The organism is Blastococcus sp. TF02-8 (assembly GCF_003319175.1).
GTDB lineage: Bacteria > Actinomycetota > Actinomycetes > Mycobacteriales > Geodermatophilaceae > Blastococcus.
Map to the genome: position 1 here is coordinate 25,883 of NZ_QOHK01000007.1, position 15,492 is coordinate 41,374.

The 15,492-nt window shown below is 72.2% G+C and carries 15 protein-coding genes; 7 read left to right on the forward strand and 8 right to left on the reverse strand.

The features are described 5' to 3' along the window. Window positions 1-243: 243 nt before the first annotated feature. Complete coding sequence (locus tag DQ237_RS14370; protein ID WP_240619642.1) at window positions 244-861, reverse strand: hypothetical protein; 618 nt, start codon at window positions 859-861, stop codon at window positions 244-246. A 234-nt stretch (window positions 862-1,095) separates the two neighbouring features. Between DQ237_RS14370 and DQ237_RS14375 the strand changes: the two genes are divergently transcribed. After that, window positions 1,096-1,761, forward strand: coding sequence for a peptidase (locus DQ237_RS14375; protein WP_113800839.1), 666 nt, complete (start codon window positions 1,096-1,098; stop codon window positions 1,759-1,761). A 249-nt stretch (window positions 1,762-2,010) separates the two neighbouring features. Continuing rightward, window positions 2,011-2,244: a hypothetical protein gene (locus tag DQ237_RS14380; RefSeq protein WP_113800840.1), complete on the forward strand. Its 234-nt coding sequence runs from the start codon at window positions 2,011-2,013 to the stop codon at window positions 2,242-2,244. Here DQ237_RS14380 and DQ237_RS14385 read toward each other — a convergent pair. Next, window positions 2,212-3,117, reverse strand: coding sequence for a hypothetical protein (locus tag DQ237_RS14385; protein ID WP_147251820.1), 906 nt, complete (start codon window positions 3,115-3,117; stop codon window positions 2,212-2,214). The genes DQ237_RS14380 and DQ237_RS14385 overlap by 33 nt on opposite strands. A gap of 586 nt (window positions 3,118-3,703) precedes the next feature. After that, window positions 3,704-4,339 carry a hypothetical protein gene (locus DQ237_RS14390; protein ID WP_113800842.1) on the reverse strand — a complete coding sequence of 212 codons (636 nt, stop codon included), beginning with the start codon at window positions 4,337-4,339 and terminating at the stop codon, window positions 3,704-3,706. A 286-nt stretch (window positions 4,340-4,625) separates the two neighbouring features. On the opposite strand from DQ237_RS14390, the gene helR reads away from it, so the two are divergent. Continuing rightward, a complete protein-coding gene (helR, locus tag DQ237_RS14395) occupies window positions 4,626-6,842 on the forward strand; it encodes an RNA polymerase recycling motor ATPase HelR (RefSeq protein WP_240619643.1) in 2,217 nt (738 codons plus the stop codon). A gap of 6 nt (window positions 6,843-6,848) precedes the next feature. On the opposite strand, the gene DQ237_RS14400 is transcribed toward helR, so the two are convergent. From DQ237_RS14400 to DQ237_RS14415, 4 genes are read right to left on the reverse strand one after another with little or no spacing between them, the layout of a single operon-like run. After that, window positions 6,849-7,301, reverse strand: a complete 453-nt coding sequence (locus tag DQ237_RS14400; RefSeq protein WP_113800843.1) for a hypothetical protein — start codon at window positions 7,299-7,301, stop codon at window positions 6,849-6,851. Next, window positions 7,298-8,683, reverse strand: coding sequence for a triacylglycerol lipase (locus DQ237_RS14405; RefSeq protein ID WP_113800844.1), 1,386 nt, complete (start codon window positions 8,681-8,683; stop codon window positions 7,298-7,300). Before DQ237_RS14405 ends, DQ237_RS14400 begins: the two co-directional genes overlap by 4 nt. After that, complete coding sequence (locus DQ237_RS14410) at window positions 8,680-9,453, reverse strand: hypothetical protein (RefSeq protein ID WP_113800845.1); 774 nt, start codon at window positions 9,451-9,453, stop codon at window positions 8,680-8,682. The genes DQ237_RS14405 and DQ237_RS14410 overlap by 4 nt, the downstream gene beginning before the upstream one ends. Beyond that, the gene (locus DQ237_RS14415) at window positions 9,450-9,872 is read right to left on the reverse strand and encodes a putative T7SS-secreted protein (protein ID WP_113800846.1); all 423 of its coding nucleotides are present in this window, start codon (window positions 9,870-9,872) and stop codon (window positions 9,450-9,452) included. The genes DQ237_RS14410 and DQ237_RS14415 overlap by 4 nt, the downstream gene beginning before the upstream one ends. A gap of 116 nt (window positions 9,873-9,988) precedes the next feature. Here DQ237_RS14415 and DQ237_RS14420 point away from each other — a divergent pair, with 116 nt between their 5' ends. Together DQ237_RS14420 and DQ237_RS14425 are read left to right on the forward strand one after the other, a co-directional pair. Next, window positions 9,989-10,405 (forward strand): PaaI family thioesterase, encoded by a 417-nt coding sequence (locus DQ237_RS14420; RefSeq protein WP_240619644.1) that lies wholly within the window; start codon window positions 9,989-9,991, stop codon window positions 10,403-10,405. A 40-nt stretch (window positions 10,406-10,445) separates the two neighbouring features. Beyond that, a complete protein-coding gene (locus DQ237_RS14425; RefSeq protein ID WP_113800848.1) occupies window positions 10,446-11,432 on the forward strand; it encodes an MsnO8 family LLM class oxidoreductase in 987 nt (328 codons plus the stop codon). Window positions 11,433-11,438: 6 nt separating this feature from the next. On the opposite strand, the gene DQ237_RS14430 is transcribed toward DQ237_RS14425, so the two are convergent. Further along, window positions 11,439-12,728, reverse strand: coding sequence for a hydroxyacid-oxoacid transhydrogenase (locus tag DQ237_RS14430; RefSeq protein ID WP_113800849.1), 1,290 nt, complete (start codon window positions 12,726-12,728; stop codon window positions 11,439-11,441). A 132-nt stretch (window positions 12,729-12,860) separates the two neighbouring features. Here DQ237_RS14430 and DQ237_RS14435 point away from each other — a divergent pair, with 132 nt between their 5' ends. Continuing rightward, entirely contained in the window at window positions 12,861-13,826 is a 966-nt protein-coding gene (locus DQ237_RS14435; RefSeq protein WP_113800850.1) for a cyclase family protein, read from the forward strand. Window positions 13,827-13,836: 10 nt separating this feature from the next. After that, on the forward strand, window positions 13,837-15,486 hold the full coding sequence (locus DQ237_RS14440) for an AMP-binding protein (RefSeq protein ID WP_113800851.1): 1,650 nt from the start codon (window positions 13,837-13,839) through the stop codon (window positions 15,484-15,486). Window positions 15,487-15,492: the final 6 nt, after the last annotated feature.

Genomic DNA, 15,492 nt, shown 5'->3' on the forward strand with positions numbered 1-15,492 from the left:
AGGGGATGGTGGCGCCGGAGGGGGTGACCGTGCAGGCAGCCGCGGGCGTGCCGCCACCGCCACCGCCGTCGGGAGTTGTTCCGACCGCTGGGGACGCCGTCCCACGGTCCTCGGCCGTACCGGCTCCGACCACACAGATGCCGTGCGAGTCGTACTGCTGGCAGGTCGCCGGATCAGCGGCGGCCACTGGTGCAAGGATCAGTGAGGCGCCCACGGACAGCAGCGCTCCCGTCAGGGCGAGGGCTACCCCTCGCATGACTCCGCCTGCCTGTTCGGAGCCTCGCTGACCCGCCACGACGACGTGTCCGGATAGTCCGGGTTCACCACGGTGAGTTGCTGGACGAGGTACCGCGGACGGTCGGGAGGCACGATCGACTCCCCGGTGGCGTCGACCGCGTCGACCTGGCTCACGTCGACGCAGGCGCTGACGACGACGGTCGGGAAGACAGGTGACGGCGAAGCGGCGGGATCGTTGGAGAGGTCGACGCTGACGGCAGACGCTGTCACCAGCTGCGACCGACCGGTCTGGCGGTAGCCCTGGGAGCGGAACTTGCCGATCGCCGTGGCCTGCGCCGTGGCCTCCGGGGCCACCGCGACCTCGTAGATGCCGTCCAGCGCGAGCGACGGGTCAAGGTACAGGTCGTCGATCATCCGCAGGTATTCCGGGACGAGGTCGACCGCCAGTTCCTGCGCTTCCTCGGCGGGGCTCGGCGCGGTCGGCGAGGGGCTGGGTGTCCGGGAGGTCGACGTCCCGGAGGTCAGCGAACTCGACGGGCCGGGGTCGGACGACGAGGAACAACCCGAGGCCGTCAGCGCCAGGAGCACCGCGGCCGCTCCTGCCGTCGCGCGTATCACCGCCATGCCTGATCACCCCCCAGCACGTCACCGTCCGTCGACCGAGGTTGCCCTCCGTGTCGAGCGGACGTGTGACCGCCGTCGCCTTCCCACCCTTTCGGGTGACAGTTCGTCCCTGAGTTAGTCACTCGCCCTCCCCGTCTGGGTGTATCGCGCGCCGACGACACGCTGCCGCACCGCAAGCTGGGGTGGCGCAGATATCCACAGGGCCGGCGCGGCGAGGAACAGGACGAGATCCCTGTGGAGCTCGAGGGTGGCCACCGGCGGATGAACGACATGTGGATGGTCGCCTCGGTGACGGGAGCGGTGGTCGGCGCCACAGCTACGCCCTGGATCACTGCCCACGGGCTCGCGCAGCTGGCGCGGCTCGACGCTGCCCGTCCGGGCCTGGCACTGGCCAGCGCCGTCGCCGGCGGCGGGGCGGGAGCCGCGGCGATCGTGACGTCCCACCGTGCGGGGACGTGGTGGCTGGTGCCTGCGCTGCTGGTCTGGGGATGTGCCTTGGTCGCCGCGGCCTCCTGCGATGCGGTCACCCAGCGCATCCCGACACCACTCGTCCGGCAGGCCGCCGTCGGCACCGGCGTACTGCTGACCGTCGGTTTCGCCGTGCACGGTGACTGGCTCGGCCTGCTCATCAGCGGCCTCGCTGCTGCGGCGGCGGGAGTCGTCCTGCTGTTGTGCTGGCGGTTCGCGGGAGCAGGGTTCGGTGACGTTCGCCTGGCTGTGCTCGGTGGTCTGGGTCTTGGACACGCCACGCATCGGGGCTTGTTGTTGGCCCTCGCCGCCTTCTCCTTGATCACCGTGACGCAGGCCGTGATCACCTTCATGCGCGACGGGGACCGCCGGGACACCTTCCCCTACGGCCCTGCCCTCGCGGCGGGGTTTCTGCTCGCGGCCACCCTCTGACTGTGACGTCCATCCGAAACGGTTGGCCGTGGGGTCCCCGAGCAGCATCTTTGGCACGGCAGCAGGGCGCCGGTCCCAACGAGGCGACTTCATCGCCAGTCCCATCACCGCGCAAGGCCCGTAGGACGAACTCGGCCACGCTGCTCGGTGTCAGTAGCGGGTCTCTTTGGTTGCTGTGGCCGTGATCCCGCCTCGGCGCCGTGCGCGTCCCGCGTGCGACTGGGGGCGCCGCGCCTTGGTTGTCACGGCGTGGTCGAGTCGGGCTTCGGCTCGGTCGGCTCTGCTGCGCTGCACGCGGGCTTCGTCGCGCACGGTGTTGAGCTCACCGCGCAATTCGGCGAGCTCCTCGCGCAGTCGTCGGTTCTCCTCCTCGTGACGGGCACGCAGGTCGTCGACTCGCTGGTGGCCATGGGTCTTCTCGCGCTCGGCGTCGTGTACGGCGGCGTCGCGCTAGGCGGTCATCGCGGCCAGGTTTCCTCGTAGGTCGCTGACCTCGTCGCGCAGGTCTGCGGCTTGCCGGTCAGCCTGCGCCAGGCCCCGACGTACCGACTCGGCCGTATTCTCGGCACGGTCGGCGCGCGCCGACTCGGCGTCGGATCGCTCGACAGCGTTGCGGGATCGCTCTTCCGCCTCGGACTGCGCGGCCATCGCGGCTTCCGCTCGTCGGACCGCAGCGTCCCGGTCGCCGTGTGCCTCGACCAGCCGCGCCTCAACGACAGCCAGTTTTCCGGCGAGATCCGCCGACTTCGCGGCGGACTGCTTTCGCTCTGCGTCGTCGGCCGCGAGGGCGTCGGCCAGCTCGGCGTTCAGCCTCTCTCGCTCGATCTCAGCGTCGGTTAGCTGCCGGCGAGCCGCTTCGAGCTCAGTACGGAACTGCTCGCTCAGCGCAGAGGCCTCCTCAGCAGCGGCGTCGGCCTCCGCACGCTCGGCCTCGGCGCGCTGTTGCGCTTGCTCGGCCCGGCTGGCGCGAGCCGCGGCGGTCGCCACCTGCTCGGCCGCCTCACTCGTCACAGCCTCGATCTGTAGCTCGGCGGCCTCCGGATCGGCCACCGTCCGCAGCTCCTCGAGCAACCCCGTCAGCTGCTGATTCAGGTGCTCGATCATGCCGGCGACCTGGCCGTGCAACTCACTTGCCCGCTGTCGCGCGGAATCGATCGGCCGCTGCTCGATCCCGGCCGCCTGCCCGGCCTGCTCCGTTCGCAGCCGGCGACGGGCGTGCCAGGCGGCGGTCCGGTTGTGCGCACTGTCGTCGCAGTACTCCGGCGGCCGGCCGGCCCCGGATTGCGAGGCCGCCGTCGGCCGTCGGCAACCGGGAAACCGGCAGGTACGCCGTTCCGTATCAGTTGGCTCGCTCATAACGTAAAGCTGCACCGACGTAATGACCACGGAACGCTACGGGGACAGTCCTGTGGACAGCGAGCCAGCTGCCACAACCTCCGCTGGCGCGAAGCCCTTCCCTGTTGAGCCGAGTCGACGTGGGGTGCTTCCATCGTGCGGCCCAATCATCGGCGCCTCGGTCAGCGGCCAAGCCGCACGCGCCATCAGCTTGGATGTGCCGACGTGTTGCTCGAGCCGTCGATGGCGAGGAGCCCACCGCCGATGACCCCGTCGTCGCCGTCGCAGATGACATTGGTGCAGTCGCCGCGGATCACCGGCTGACGGCCTACCGGTCAGGCCGGCTCGCTGCGGGCCGTTCAGCTGCCGAAGGCCTGTGACCGGCCCAGGATGGCCCTGTCGTTGGCAGCTGCGTCAGGCCGAGCAATCATCGTCAGTGGGTGGTGATTCCGCCGGATCGCGTTACAGCCGGGTACTGGGTGCTGCACGCTCGCTGGCGACCTGCGTTTACGCAGGTCAGCACAGCGCTCAGGGGTTAAGTGCTCATAATCCCTGGGTCGTGGGTTCGAGCCCCACCCGCCCCACCGAAGCCCCTCCCGCGGTCCGCTCACTCGGTGGAGCAGTTGTCCAGCGGCAGGTCCCATGGGGAGTCGCCCCCGGTGTCCTGAGCCGGCATGGACGGGAAGTCGCTCGCAGCCAGAGCCTCGGGAGGCCCGTTGTACTTCCGGTGCCAGTAGAGGCCGTTCCGGTCGCTGAAGTAGAGGTCCGTCGGTTCGAACCCTGGCTGGAGCGCGTACATCCGGCACGGCTGGATGCCGTCGATCGTGATACTCCGACGCTCGCCGTCGGCGACCCAGACGTTCTCGATGGGCTTGTTCGTCGCGTTGTAGACGACGAACCACACCGCGACCCCATCGGGGAGGGGGAAGCGGGCCTTCATCTCGGTCGGCGCCTCACCGAGCTGCACGCCGTCGACGGGCTCCCGGTCCAGTCTCTCCTCGTTCCTCTGCGCCAGCCCCAGACCTTCCTCGCCCAGGCGATTCGCCTCGTCCGCCTTGCTGTTCGCGGCGGCGGCGATGTCGTTCGCCTCCCGGGCCGACTCGTTGGCCCTCCTGGTCTCGTTCCACGCCAGCCCGGCGAACACAGCGGCCGCCACCGCCGCGAGAGCAGCGACGGCGGCCCAGAGGACCGTGGCCCTGCTCGTCCCGTTTCCGTTGCCTGTGCTGCTGCCGCCGACCGTCATGAACGCCGCCAGTACTCGGGGGAACCGTGTGTCCTCGCAGCGTGCCCGGGTCCCGGGCCCGCGGGCCAGCGTCGTGGCCTGCCCGACGGCCGAAGAGCGCCGCAACGTGCCGCATTCGGCGTCCTGAGCAGCACGACCGGTGATGCGAGGGGCGGCCTGCATTCCCCTGCGGCGAAGAGCCCGCCCGCAAGTCCAAGAGCAGCGCTCCCGCAGGTCCAGGAGCAGCGCTCCCGCAGGTCGCGGAGCAGCGCTCCCGCCCACTTCAACGTATAGCCGACCCCGGGGCTTGCGGCAAGACCCCGGTCGTGCCGGAGACTCGCCCGCCGTCCCCCTCTCCCGGCCGAACCAGAACGGAGCCGGAGCCCTGACTCCCAGCGCCTTCGCCCTTCCCACCGACCTCGCCGCCAAGGCAGACCCCGCCCTCATCGGCGACGACGACCGGCACTTCGCCGCCATCGCCACGAGCCTCCAGCACACCGTCGCCGAGCTCACCGCCCGCCTCGACACCGAACGGAAGGCTCCGGGCGGGAGCGGTGAGGAGGCACTCAACCGCGACCTCGAGGTGCACCGGCTCAGCGCCCGCCTCCGCGCCCTGCGCCGCTACGGCATGGACCTCTGCCTGGGCCGGATCGTCGCCGACGACGGCTCCGAGCCGGTCTACGTCGGCCGCTTCGGTCTCACCGACAGCACCGGTCGCCGTCTCCTCCTCGACTGGCGATCCCCCGCCGCCGAACCGTTCTTCGCCGCCACGCACGCCCACCCGATGGGCCTGCGCAGCCGCCGCCGCTACCGCTGGGTGCGCGGCCGGATCACCGACTACTGGGACGAGGTGTTCACCGCCGACGGGTTCGAGGGCCACGCCGCGCTCGACGACCAGTCGGCGTTCATCGCCAGCCTGGGCAGCGAGCGGACCTCCCGGATGCGCGACGTGCTCGGCACCATCCAGGCCGACCAGGACGCCATCATCCGCGCCGGTTCGCAGGGCGCCCTCGTCGTCGACGGCGGTCCCGGCACGGGTAAGACCGTCGTCGCCCTGCACCGCACCGCCTACCTCCTGTACGCCGACCCGCGGCTGGGCCACCGCCGCGGCGGCGTCCTCTTCGTCGGCCCGCACGAGCCCTACCTGGCCTACGTCTCCGACGTCCTGCCCTCCCTCGGCGAGGAGGGGGTGCAGACCTGCACCCTGCGCGACCTCGTGCCGGAGGGGGCGTCCGCGACCGAGGAGGCCGATCCCGACGTCGCCCGGCTGAAGTCGTCGGTGGAGCTCGTGGCGGCGGTCGAGGCCGCGGTGCGGTTCTACGAGGAGCCGCCGACGACGCCGTTCACCGTCACCACGCCGTGGGACGAGGTGCGCCTGACCCCCGATGACTGGGCCGAGGCGTTCGAGGCCGTCGAGCCAGGTGCCCCGCACAACGAGGCGCGCGACCAGGTCTGGACGGAACTGCTCACGATCATCGCCGACGCGCACGACGAGGAGGTCGACGGCGACCAGCTCCGCACCGCGCTGCAGCGGGACCGGGAGCTGCGCGCCACCTTCGCCCGAGCCTGGCCGGTGCTCCACCCGGGTGACGTCGTCGGCGACCTCTGGTCGGTGCCGGCCTACCTGCGCCGCTGCGCACCCTCGCTCACCATCGAGGAGGTACGCCGCCTGCAGCGCACCGACCCGCACGCGTGGACCATCTCCGACCTGCCGCTGCTCGACGCCGCCCGGCAGCGGCTCGGGGATCCGGAGGCCTCCGACCGGAAGCGGCGCCAGGACGCCGTCGTCGCGGCCGAGCGGGACCGCATGGCCGGCGTGATCGACGAGCTGATCGCTGCCGACGACTCGGAGCTGCTGCTGATGACCAGCCTGCGCCACGGCGACCTGCGCGACGCCCTGGTGGACGAGGCGGCGCTGCCGACCGCCGAGCCCGACCGGCTCGCCGGCCCGTTCGCACACGTCGTCGTCGACGAGGCGCAGGAGCTGACCGACGCCGAGTGGCAGATGCTGCTGCTGCGCTGCCCCTCGCGCAGCTTCACCGTCGTCGGCGACCGCGCCCAGGCCCGGCACGGGTTCACCGAGTCCTGGCAGGAGCGGCTGGAGCGGGTGGGCCTGGGCCGGGTCGAGCTGGCCGCCCTCACGGTCAACTACCGGACGCCGGCCGAGGTGATGGCCGAGGCGGAGCCGGTCATCCGGGCGGCGCTGCCGGACGCCAACGTGCCCACGTCCATCCGCAGCAGCGGCATCCCGGTCCGGCACGGCAGCGCCGCCGAGCTGGAGAGGATCGTCGACCGGTGGCTCGCCGAGCACCCCGAGGGCGTCGGCTGCGTGATCGGTGACCCGGCGTTCCCGTCCCGACCCCGGATCAGGTCGCTCTCCCCGGTCCTCGCCAAGGGGCTGGAGTTCGACCTGGTCGTGCTGGTCGACCCGCAGACGTTCGGCACCGGGATCGAGGGCGCGGTCGATCGCTACGTGGCGATGACCCGTGCGACCCAGCAGCTGGTGGTCCTCACCAGCAGGTGACCCTGCTCAGTCGGGGTGCGGGCCGTACTTCTCCTCCAGGTCGGCCCGCACCCCGGGACCGTCGACGTCGATGGTCTCCGAGATGCCCGAGGGCGGGTCCTGGGGGTTGATGACGCTGACGTAGAGCAGCGACAACGGGTTGATCTCGCTCTGCCAGACCAGCCGGAGGCCCTCGTCGTAGAGCTGCTGCATGTCGGCACCCGGCTCCATCGTGATGTCGACCGTCGTGCTCTTGGGCACCGTGAAGGTGTCGACGTAGCGCACCTCGGCCGAGGCGACGTCGTCCCGGGCCGCGAGCTCGTCGGCGATCCCGGCGCCGATGCTGTTGTTCTCCTCGACGATGCGCTCCTTCTCCTCCCCGTCCGCGCAGCCGGCCACTGCCAGCAGGAACATCGGGACCAGCAGGAGCGGCATGCGGATCGTGCGTCCGGTCGGCCGGCCCGTGCGCACCCCGCTCATTTCCGCTCCAGTTCGAAGACCTGCACCTGCACGCGCGCGTTCTCCCCCGGTCGCGCGAAGAACGGCGAGGAGGCGTCGCGGAAACCGGCGATCGACGGGTCGTCGCTGACGTCCACGGCCTGGGCACCGTACCGGTACGCCTTCCCGATGCCGTGGTTGTCGCCGATGCTGCCGTTCTGCTGGTCGAAGGTGACCGTGGTGACGTTCGGGTCGTCGTCGTTCGCCCGGCCGTCGAGGTGCGGAACGATGTCGTGGGTGTTCTCCAGGGCCAGCACCTGAACCGAGGGCGGGATCCCCGCCCGGGCGATCGGCGAGCCGGCGGTCACGACGCTGCGGACGTCGTAGGGGAAGTCGGCGGTTCCGGAGTCGTGCGCGGCCTGCGCGGCCACCATCCCGCCCTGGCTGTGCCCGACGAGCATGACCGGCTCCCCCGGCCGCACCCCGGCCCGGTGCATCGCCTCGACGATGGCCTGCTGGCGGGTGGTCACGTCGCCGCCCAGCACTCTCAGGTTGGTGACGTAGTCGTTGGTGTTCTGCGTGTGGGAGTCGCCCAGCGGCGACTTCTCCTGCGTTCCCGGGATGTCGACGATCCACGCCGTCGTCCCGTCGGCGTGGGTGATCAGGCGGACCGAGATCTCGTCGTTGTGGTCGCTGGACCGCCGGGCCCGCCGGTCCAGTGCGTCCATTAGGTCGGTGACGGTGCGCGGCGGGCGGGTGACCGCCGCGTCGTCGTCGAGCGGGCCGTCGGTCACCACGGGCCTGCCGTCCGGCCAGAGGCGGCCGAGTCGCGCCGCCGCCCCGCGGACGTCGTTGGCGCCGATCCACGGCAGGAGCGCACTCGAGCCCCCGATGAGACCCGGCAGCCGGTTGACCGCCGAGTCGATCAGCCCCGGGTGCTCGGTGAGCCAGCGCTGCGGGTCGTCGATCAGTTCCTGGATCGCGTCGACCGGCCCCTCGGGATCGGTGAGCAGCGCACCGAGCACCTCGGTGAGGAGGGAGCCCACGAACGCCGAGGGCAGTGAGCCGACCGCCGTGTTCAGCACGTCGGCCAGCTCGGCCAGCGCCGCGTCCGCGGCCTGGTAGGCCAGCGCCGCCGCCTGGAGCGTCGCGGCGCGCGCGGTGAACCGGATCGCCAGGGCGCTCAGCCCACCCGGCCCGTCGAGCGCCTCCAGCAGCGCCGCCTCGAAGCGCGCCATGCCGACCGGGTCCAGCACCGCGGAGGCGAGGACGTCGGGATCCACCAGCATCCCGTGGCACACCACGCTCGTCCTGGCCAGCAGCTCGGCCAGGTCGATGCTGTTGCGGCCGAGCGCCGCGAAATCGGCGAGGTCTGCCTCCACCCCGCCGGCACCGCCGCCGACCGAGATCTCAGGGGTGCTCATGCGTCGGTCTCCAGCAGGGTGGCCACCGCGGGCGCCACCCAGGTGCCGAGGTCGGCCGGCTGCACCGGCACGAGATCGACCAGGCGGCGCGGCGATCCGTCCGGTCGTGGGCGCAGACCCACCCAGCCGGAGCCGGTCGCCAGCCAGCTGACCTGCGCGACGACCGGGTCGGCGGCGGCCCGGCCGAGGACCAGGCAGTGCAACGAGCCGGCCGTCCGCCGCTCGAGGGCACGCACGAGGGCCAGCTCGTCCTCCGACGCCCCCGGCGACGGTGCGTCCGCGAGCAGCGCGAGGGGCACGCGGCCGGCGAGCGGCAGGTCGTCGTCCGACTCCTCGACCGACCGCCAGGGGCCGGTGAGCTCCGCCGCCTCGGGTACCGCGCGGGCCAGTTCGGCTCCCAGCCGCACCGCGGGTGCCAGCGACAGCTCGACGCCCCCCTCGGGCAGCGTGGCCACGCCGACCACCACGCCCGGCCCGAGCGCGAACCAGCCCTGCCGCGCCCCCGCCCGGCCCCGGACCTCCAGCCGGAGGGTCATCAGCGGCCGGCTCAGCACGGCGAGGTCCGCCGCCACCGGAGGGGTCGGGTCGCTCGCCCCGCCCTCCGGCGGCACCATCACCCGGGCCTGGACCAGCGAGGAGACCGCACGCTCGCGGTCGGCAGCGGCGACCGGGACCGGCTCGAAGGCCGGCGGCAGGTCCGACAGCCGGTCGGTCACCAGCACCGACCACTCGGCGGCGGTGAGCGTCAGCCGCCGGGGCGCGGCGCTCACATCAGGCCCAGGCGGTTGAGCCGACCGGAGATCCCCCGCCAGGCGTCGGCCCCTGCCTCTGGCAGGTCGCCGAGGAGGTCGCCGACGTCGCCGAGCAGTTCACCTCCGCGGGCGGCCTGATCGGACAGCCAGGAGCGCACCGCCTCCTCGGCCCGTGCGATCGCCGCCAACCGTTCCCGCACCTCGTCCGCGTGCCGGCGGAGCAGGTCGGCGGCGCGCTCCATCGCGTCGGCTGCGGTGTCGACGTCGGCGCAGTCCTCGGCCTGGCGCTCCCGGTAGGCCGAGGCGGCCTCGGACACCCAGCGGGTGCGCGCACCCTCGAGGCGGTGCTCCTCGCCACCGGCCCGTACCTCGCCGGCGCGCTGGGAGAGCTCGGACGCGAGGGCATCCAGGGCGTCGGGATCCCCGTACAGACCCACGGCTGCCTCCTCCCAGTTCCTGAACCGGGTCGGAGCCTATGGGAGCGCGGGCGGGGCAGCAGCCCTCGTACGTGCCCTGTGGAGCCGCTCCGCACCTGTTGATGGATGCTGAGCCGGTGCCTGACGCCCCCGTCCTCGACACACGCGTGCAGTCCGTCCTCGACATCCCGCTGCACCGGTTCCTCGGCGTGGAGCTGCGCGACGAGCAGGACCCCGCGGCCGGGATCCGCTTCGAGGTGGGGACGGCGTCGGCCAATCCGGCGCAGCTGCTGCACGGTGGGGTGGTCTACGCCCTGCTCGACGTCGCCTCCTTCCTCGCGCTCCTGCCCGCGCTGGGTCCGGACGAGCACGCGGTCACCCACGACGTCGCCGCCTCGCTCCTGCGGCCGGTGAGCAGTGGCCGCACGGTCGAGGTCACCGGCACCGTGCTGCGCCGGGGCAGGGCGGTCGCCTTCATGCGCGCCGAGGCCACGGTCGACGGCGTCCTCGTCGCCACCGGCCAGGTGACGAAGTCGGTCGTCCCCCTGGGCTGATCGGCGGAACAGGACGGCGCCCGGGGCTGCTGGGCCGAACGTGACCCCCACGCCCCGGCTCTCGCTCCTGGACCGGTCGCGCACCCGCGCCGGCGAGGCGGACGCCACCGCGCTGCTGGGCACCGTCGAGCGCGCCGTGCACGCGGAGCAGCTGGGGTTCGGCCGGTTCTGGGTGGCCGAGCACCACGGGGTACCCGGGGTGGCCGGTGCCGCACCGGCGGTCCTGCTGACCGCGATCGCCCTGCGTACCGCACGCATCCGGGTCGGCTCGGCGGGCGTGATGCTGCCGCACCACCAGCCGCTCGTCGTCGCCGAGCAGTTCGCCTCCCTGTCGGCGTTCGCCCCGGGCCGGATCGACCTCGGCCTGGGGCGCTCGCGGGGCTTCACCCCTCCGGTGCGCCGGGCGCTGCGCGAGACCGAGCGCGACTTCGCCGCGGACCTCGCGGCGCTGCGCGACTTCCTCACCGGGAACGCGGAGATCACCCTGCACCCGCAGCCGGCCGCGCCCCTCCCCCTGCACGTGCTCGCGACCGGGAGCGGCCTGCAGGTCGCCGCGGAGCTCGGGCTGCCGGTGATCGTGGGCGGCCCGGTCCTGGGCGTCGGCGGCGACCCGGAGCCGGGGCGGGCGGCGCTGGCCGGATACCGACGTGCGTTCCGGCCCTCGGCCCAGCAGCCCGAGCCACGGATCTCGATCAGCCTCGACGTGCTGGTCGCCGACACCGCCGCCGAGGCCGCCGACCTGCTCCTCCCGGAGGCGTGGGCGATGGCCCGCTCGCGCACCGAGGGCGCCTTCCCGCCCCTGCAGCCGGTGGCAGCGGTGCGGGCGGCGCCGAGGACCGCCCGCCAGGAGCAGTACCTCGAGCAGACCGCCGCGGCGGCGGTCGCCGGCACCCCGGCCCAGGTGGAGGGCCGGCTGGCCGAGCTCCTGGAGCGCACCGGCGCGACCGAGCTGGTCGCCAGCAGCAGCACCTACGACCGCGACGCGCTCGCCGCCTCCGATGCCGCCCTGGCCGCGCTGTTCAGCTGACCCGGCTCACCACAGCTCCATCGAGCGCCGGAAGATCCCGGCGGCGTCGTCCTCGGTGACCGCCTTCGGGCTCGTCGCGAGCAGCCGCTGCTGCTTCATGGTGCCCTCGACCAGGTCGGGGATGTCGCCGTCGTCGAAGCCGACCGCACCGATGCCGTTGGGCATGTCGATGTCGCGCATCAGGTCGGCGAGCACCGTGGGCAGGAACTCGGCGAGGTCGGAGGGGCGGTCGGCGCCCGGGGCCAGCAGCTCGGCGGCCCGGACGTGCCGCTCGGGCGAGGCCTCGAAGGTGAACCGGAAGGCCTCCGGCGCGGTCAGGGAGACCGACATCCCGTGCGGCACCATGGCCTCCCCCGCCGGGTAGTCCTTGGGGTGGAAGTCCTTCACCTGTCCGGCGATCGGGTAGGCGTTGGCGTGCGGGATGTGGACGCCGGCGTTGCCGAAGCCCATGCCGGCGAACGTCGCGGCGATCGCCATGTCCGCCCGCGCCTGCGCGTCCTCGCCGTTGCGGACGGCGGTGCGGAACGAACCGGCCAGCAGCGTGAGCGCCTTCTCCGACCACATGTCCGAGATCGGGTTGGAGCCGCAGTAGGGCACCCGCTGCTCCGGCGTCCGGTGGTCGTAGGTCGTGTACCAGCGGGCGGTGTAGCTCTCCAGAGCGTGGCACAGGATGTCCATGCCCGAGGCCGCGGTGACGCCCGGCGGCTGGGTGAACGTGAGGTCGGGGTCGATGACGGCGAGGGTCGGGCGCAGCCGCGCGTGGCTGATGCCGGTCTTCACCCGCGCCGAGATCACGTCCATCACGCAGATCGTGGTGCTCTCCGAACCGGTGCCGGTCGTCGTCGGCACGGCCACCAGCGGCTTGAGCTGCTCGACCGGCGCCTGCCCCTTCCCCACGGGGACGTTCACGTAGTCCATGAGCTCACCGGGGTTGGTGAGGAGGAGGTTGATCGCCTTGGCGGTGTCGATGCTCGACCCGCCGCCGACGGCGACGAAGGCGTCCCACGGCCCGGTCGAGCGCGCCTCGTCGATGGCGGCGATCAGGCTGAGGTCGGTGGGCTCGACGTGCACGCCGTCGAACACCTTCGCCTCGATGCCGAACTGGGCCATCTGGTCGGCCACCCGCTGGGGGTGACCGGTGGCCGCGACCCCCGGGTCGGTCACGACCAGCACCCGCTGCACCCCGTACCGGCTGAGGTCGTAGCCGATCTCGTCCGACGCCCCGCTGCCGAACTTCAGCTGCGGCGCCCCGTACGTGAACACGGTCTCGGGAGTACCGGAAACGGTGCTGCTCATGGCTGCCCCCTGGGTCGGTCCGACGTCGTCGACGTGCCCCCCGAACCTCTCAGATGGTCGTGATTGACACCACACCGGGGGCGTGATGATGTGCGGACGTTCCCCGTTCGCACGTCCGTCTGGAGGGTCCCCGTGACCGACACCCCCGCAGCCCCCTACATCGGCGACCTCCTCGAGAACTCACCGACCAACTGGGGCAAGTGGGGTCCGGACGACGAGGTCGGCGCGCTGAACTACCTCGGCCCCGAGCAGGTGCTGGCCGCGGTCAGGCTGGTCAGCTCCGGCAAGGTCTTCACGCTCCAGCGGCTGATCGGCGACCCCAAGGGCGACCCGGTCTGGCCCGGCCGCACCCCCGCCGTGCGCACGCAGGTCCTCGACGAGAGCGACTGGGACGAGGGCGGCAAGGGGGCGGAGTACCCCGGCGGCCTGCACTACGCCGACGACAAGATCGACGCCTACCTGCAGGGCTCGACGCAGTACGACGCCCTGGGCCACCTCTGGTACGACGGAAAGATCTGGAACGGCTACGACGCCCGCACGACCGTCGGCGGTCTGGAGAAGGCCAGCGTCGAGCCGATCGCCCAGCGCGGCGTCGTCGGCCGGGCGGTGCTGCTGGACATGGCACGGTTCCGCGGCAAGGAGACCCTCGACAAGGGCGAGACCTTCACCCACGAGGACCTCGTCGCGTGCGCGCAGGCCCAGGGGACGCCGATCGAGAAGCGCGACATCCTGATCATCCGGACGAACTTCCTGAAGCTCTTCCACGACCAGGGCGAGGCCTTCTACGAGGGCTTCAACGAGCCGGGCCTGGTGTACAGCCCCGAGCTGGTGCAGTGGTTCCAGGACATGGAGATCCCCAACCTGGTCACCGACACGATCGCCAACGAGGTCACGATCGACCCGAACAACGGCGTCGCCCTGGTCCTGCACAACGCCCTCATGCGCAACCTCGGCGTCACCCTCACCGAGATCGCCGACCTGGAGCAGCTGGCCGCCGACTGCGCCGAGGACGGCCAGTACGCGTTCCTCTACGTCGCCGCCCCGCTGAAGGTCGCCAAGGCCGCCGGCACCCCCGTCAACCCGGTCGTCATCAAGTAGCCCCGCGGCCATGAGCGCCTACGACGAGCGCCCCTGGCTGGCGCTCTACGGGGACCAGCCGGCCGACTACGACGTCGAGTTCGGCAACGCTCTGGAGATGTTCCGCGCCGGGGTCGCCCGCGACCCCGGCGCGGACGCCCTCCGCTACTTCGACGGAGTGATCAGCCGCCGGGAGCTCGACGAGCTCAGCGACGGGCTGGCCACCGGGCTGCTCGCCTCCGGGTTCGCGCCCGGTGACCGGCTGGCGGTCTACCTGCAGAACGTGCCGCAGTTCGTCATCGCCATGGTCGCCGCCTGGAAGGCCGGCGGCGTCATGGTCTCGATCAACCCGATGAGCCGCACGCGGGAGCTCTCCTACCTGCTGGAGGACTCAGGCGCGAAGGTGCTGGTCTCGCTCGAGGCCCTCTACGACCAGGTGGCCCGGGACGTCGTCCCGGGGACCGGGGTGGAGCTGGTGCTCACCACCAGCGAGCTGGAGTTCCAGACGAGGGACGACGAGCGGCTGTTCGCCGGGGTCAGCCGCCAGCGGCACGAAGGGACGACCGATCTCGCGGAGTTCATCGCACAGCACCGCGGCACCCCGCCGCCACCGGTCGAGCTCGCCCCCGACGACGTCGCGTTCCTGACCTACACCTCGGGGACGACGGGGGTGCCCAAAGGCGCGATGAACACCCACCGCAACGTCGTCTTCACCGCGCAGGTCTACCGCGACTGGGTGCACGCCGGCGCCGACGGCGGGGCGATCTTCGGCATCGCACCGCTGTTCCACATCACCGGCCTGATCGGGCACATCGCGGTCAGCATGCTGGCGCCGGCGCCGCTGGTCCTGGCCTACCGGTTCGAGCCGCAGGTGGTGCTGGACGCGTTCGCCGAGCACCAGCCGACCTTCACCATCGGTGCGATCACCGCGTTCACCGCCCTGCTCAACGCGCCCGGGTTCACGCGTGACCACTTCGCCTCGTTCCGCTCGATCTACTCCGGCGGGGCGGCCATCTCCCCCACCGCCGAGCAGAGCTTCCGGGCCGCGACCGGCACGCAGGTGCACAACGCCTACGGCCTCACCGAGACGACGTCGCCGATGACGGTCACGCCCTTCGGCTCGCCGTCACCGGTGGACCCGACCTCCGGTGCGCTCTCCGTCGGCGTCCCCGCGCCCAGCACGATCGTCCGCATCCAGGGCGACGACGGGCAGGACCTGCCCCTGGGCGAGATCGGCGAGATCGTCGCCGAGGGCCCGCAGGTCGTCGCCGGCTACTGGGGCAAGCCCGAGGAGACGGCGGCCAACCTCCCGGGCGGAGCGCTGAAGAGCGGCGACGTGGGCTTCATGAACCCCGAGGGCTGGGTGTTCATCGTCGACCGCAAGAAGGACATGATCAACGCGTCGGGCTACAAGGTCTGGCCGCGCGAGGTCGAGGACGTGCTCGCCGAGCACCCGGCGGTGCGCGAGTCGGCGGTCGTCGGCGTCCCCGACGAGAAGCGCGGCGAGACGGTCAAGGCCTTCGTCAGCCTCAAGCCGGGGGCGAGCACCACGCCCGAGGAGCTCATCGCGCACTGCAGGGAGCGGATGGCCGCCTACAAGTACCCGCGCATCGTCGAGCTCATCGACGAGCTGCCGAAGACGGTGACCGGGAAGATCCTGCGCCGCGAGCTGCGGGGCTGAGCCGGG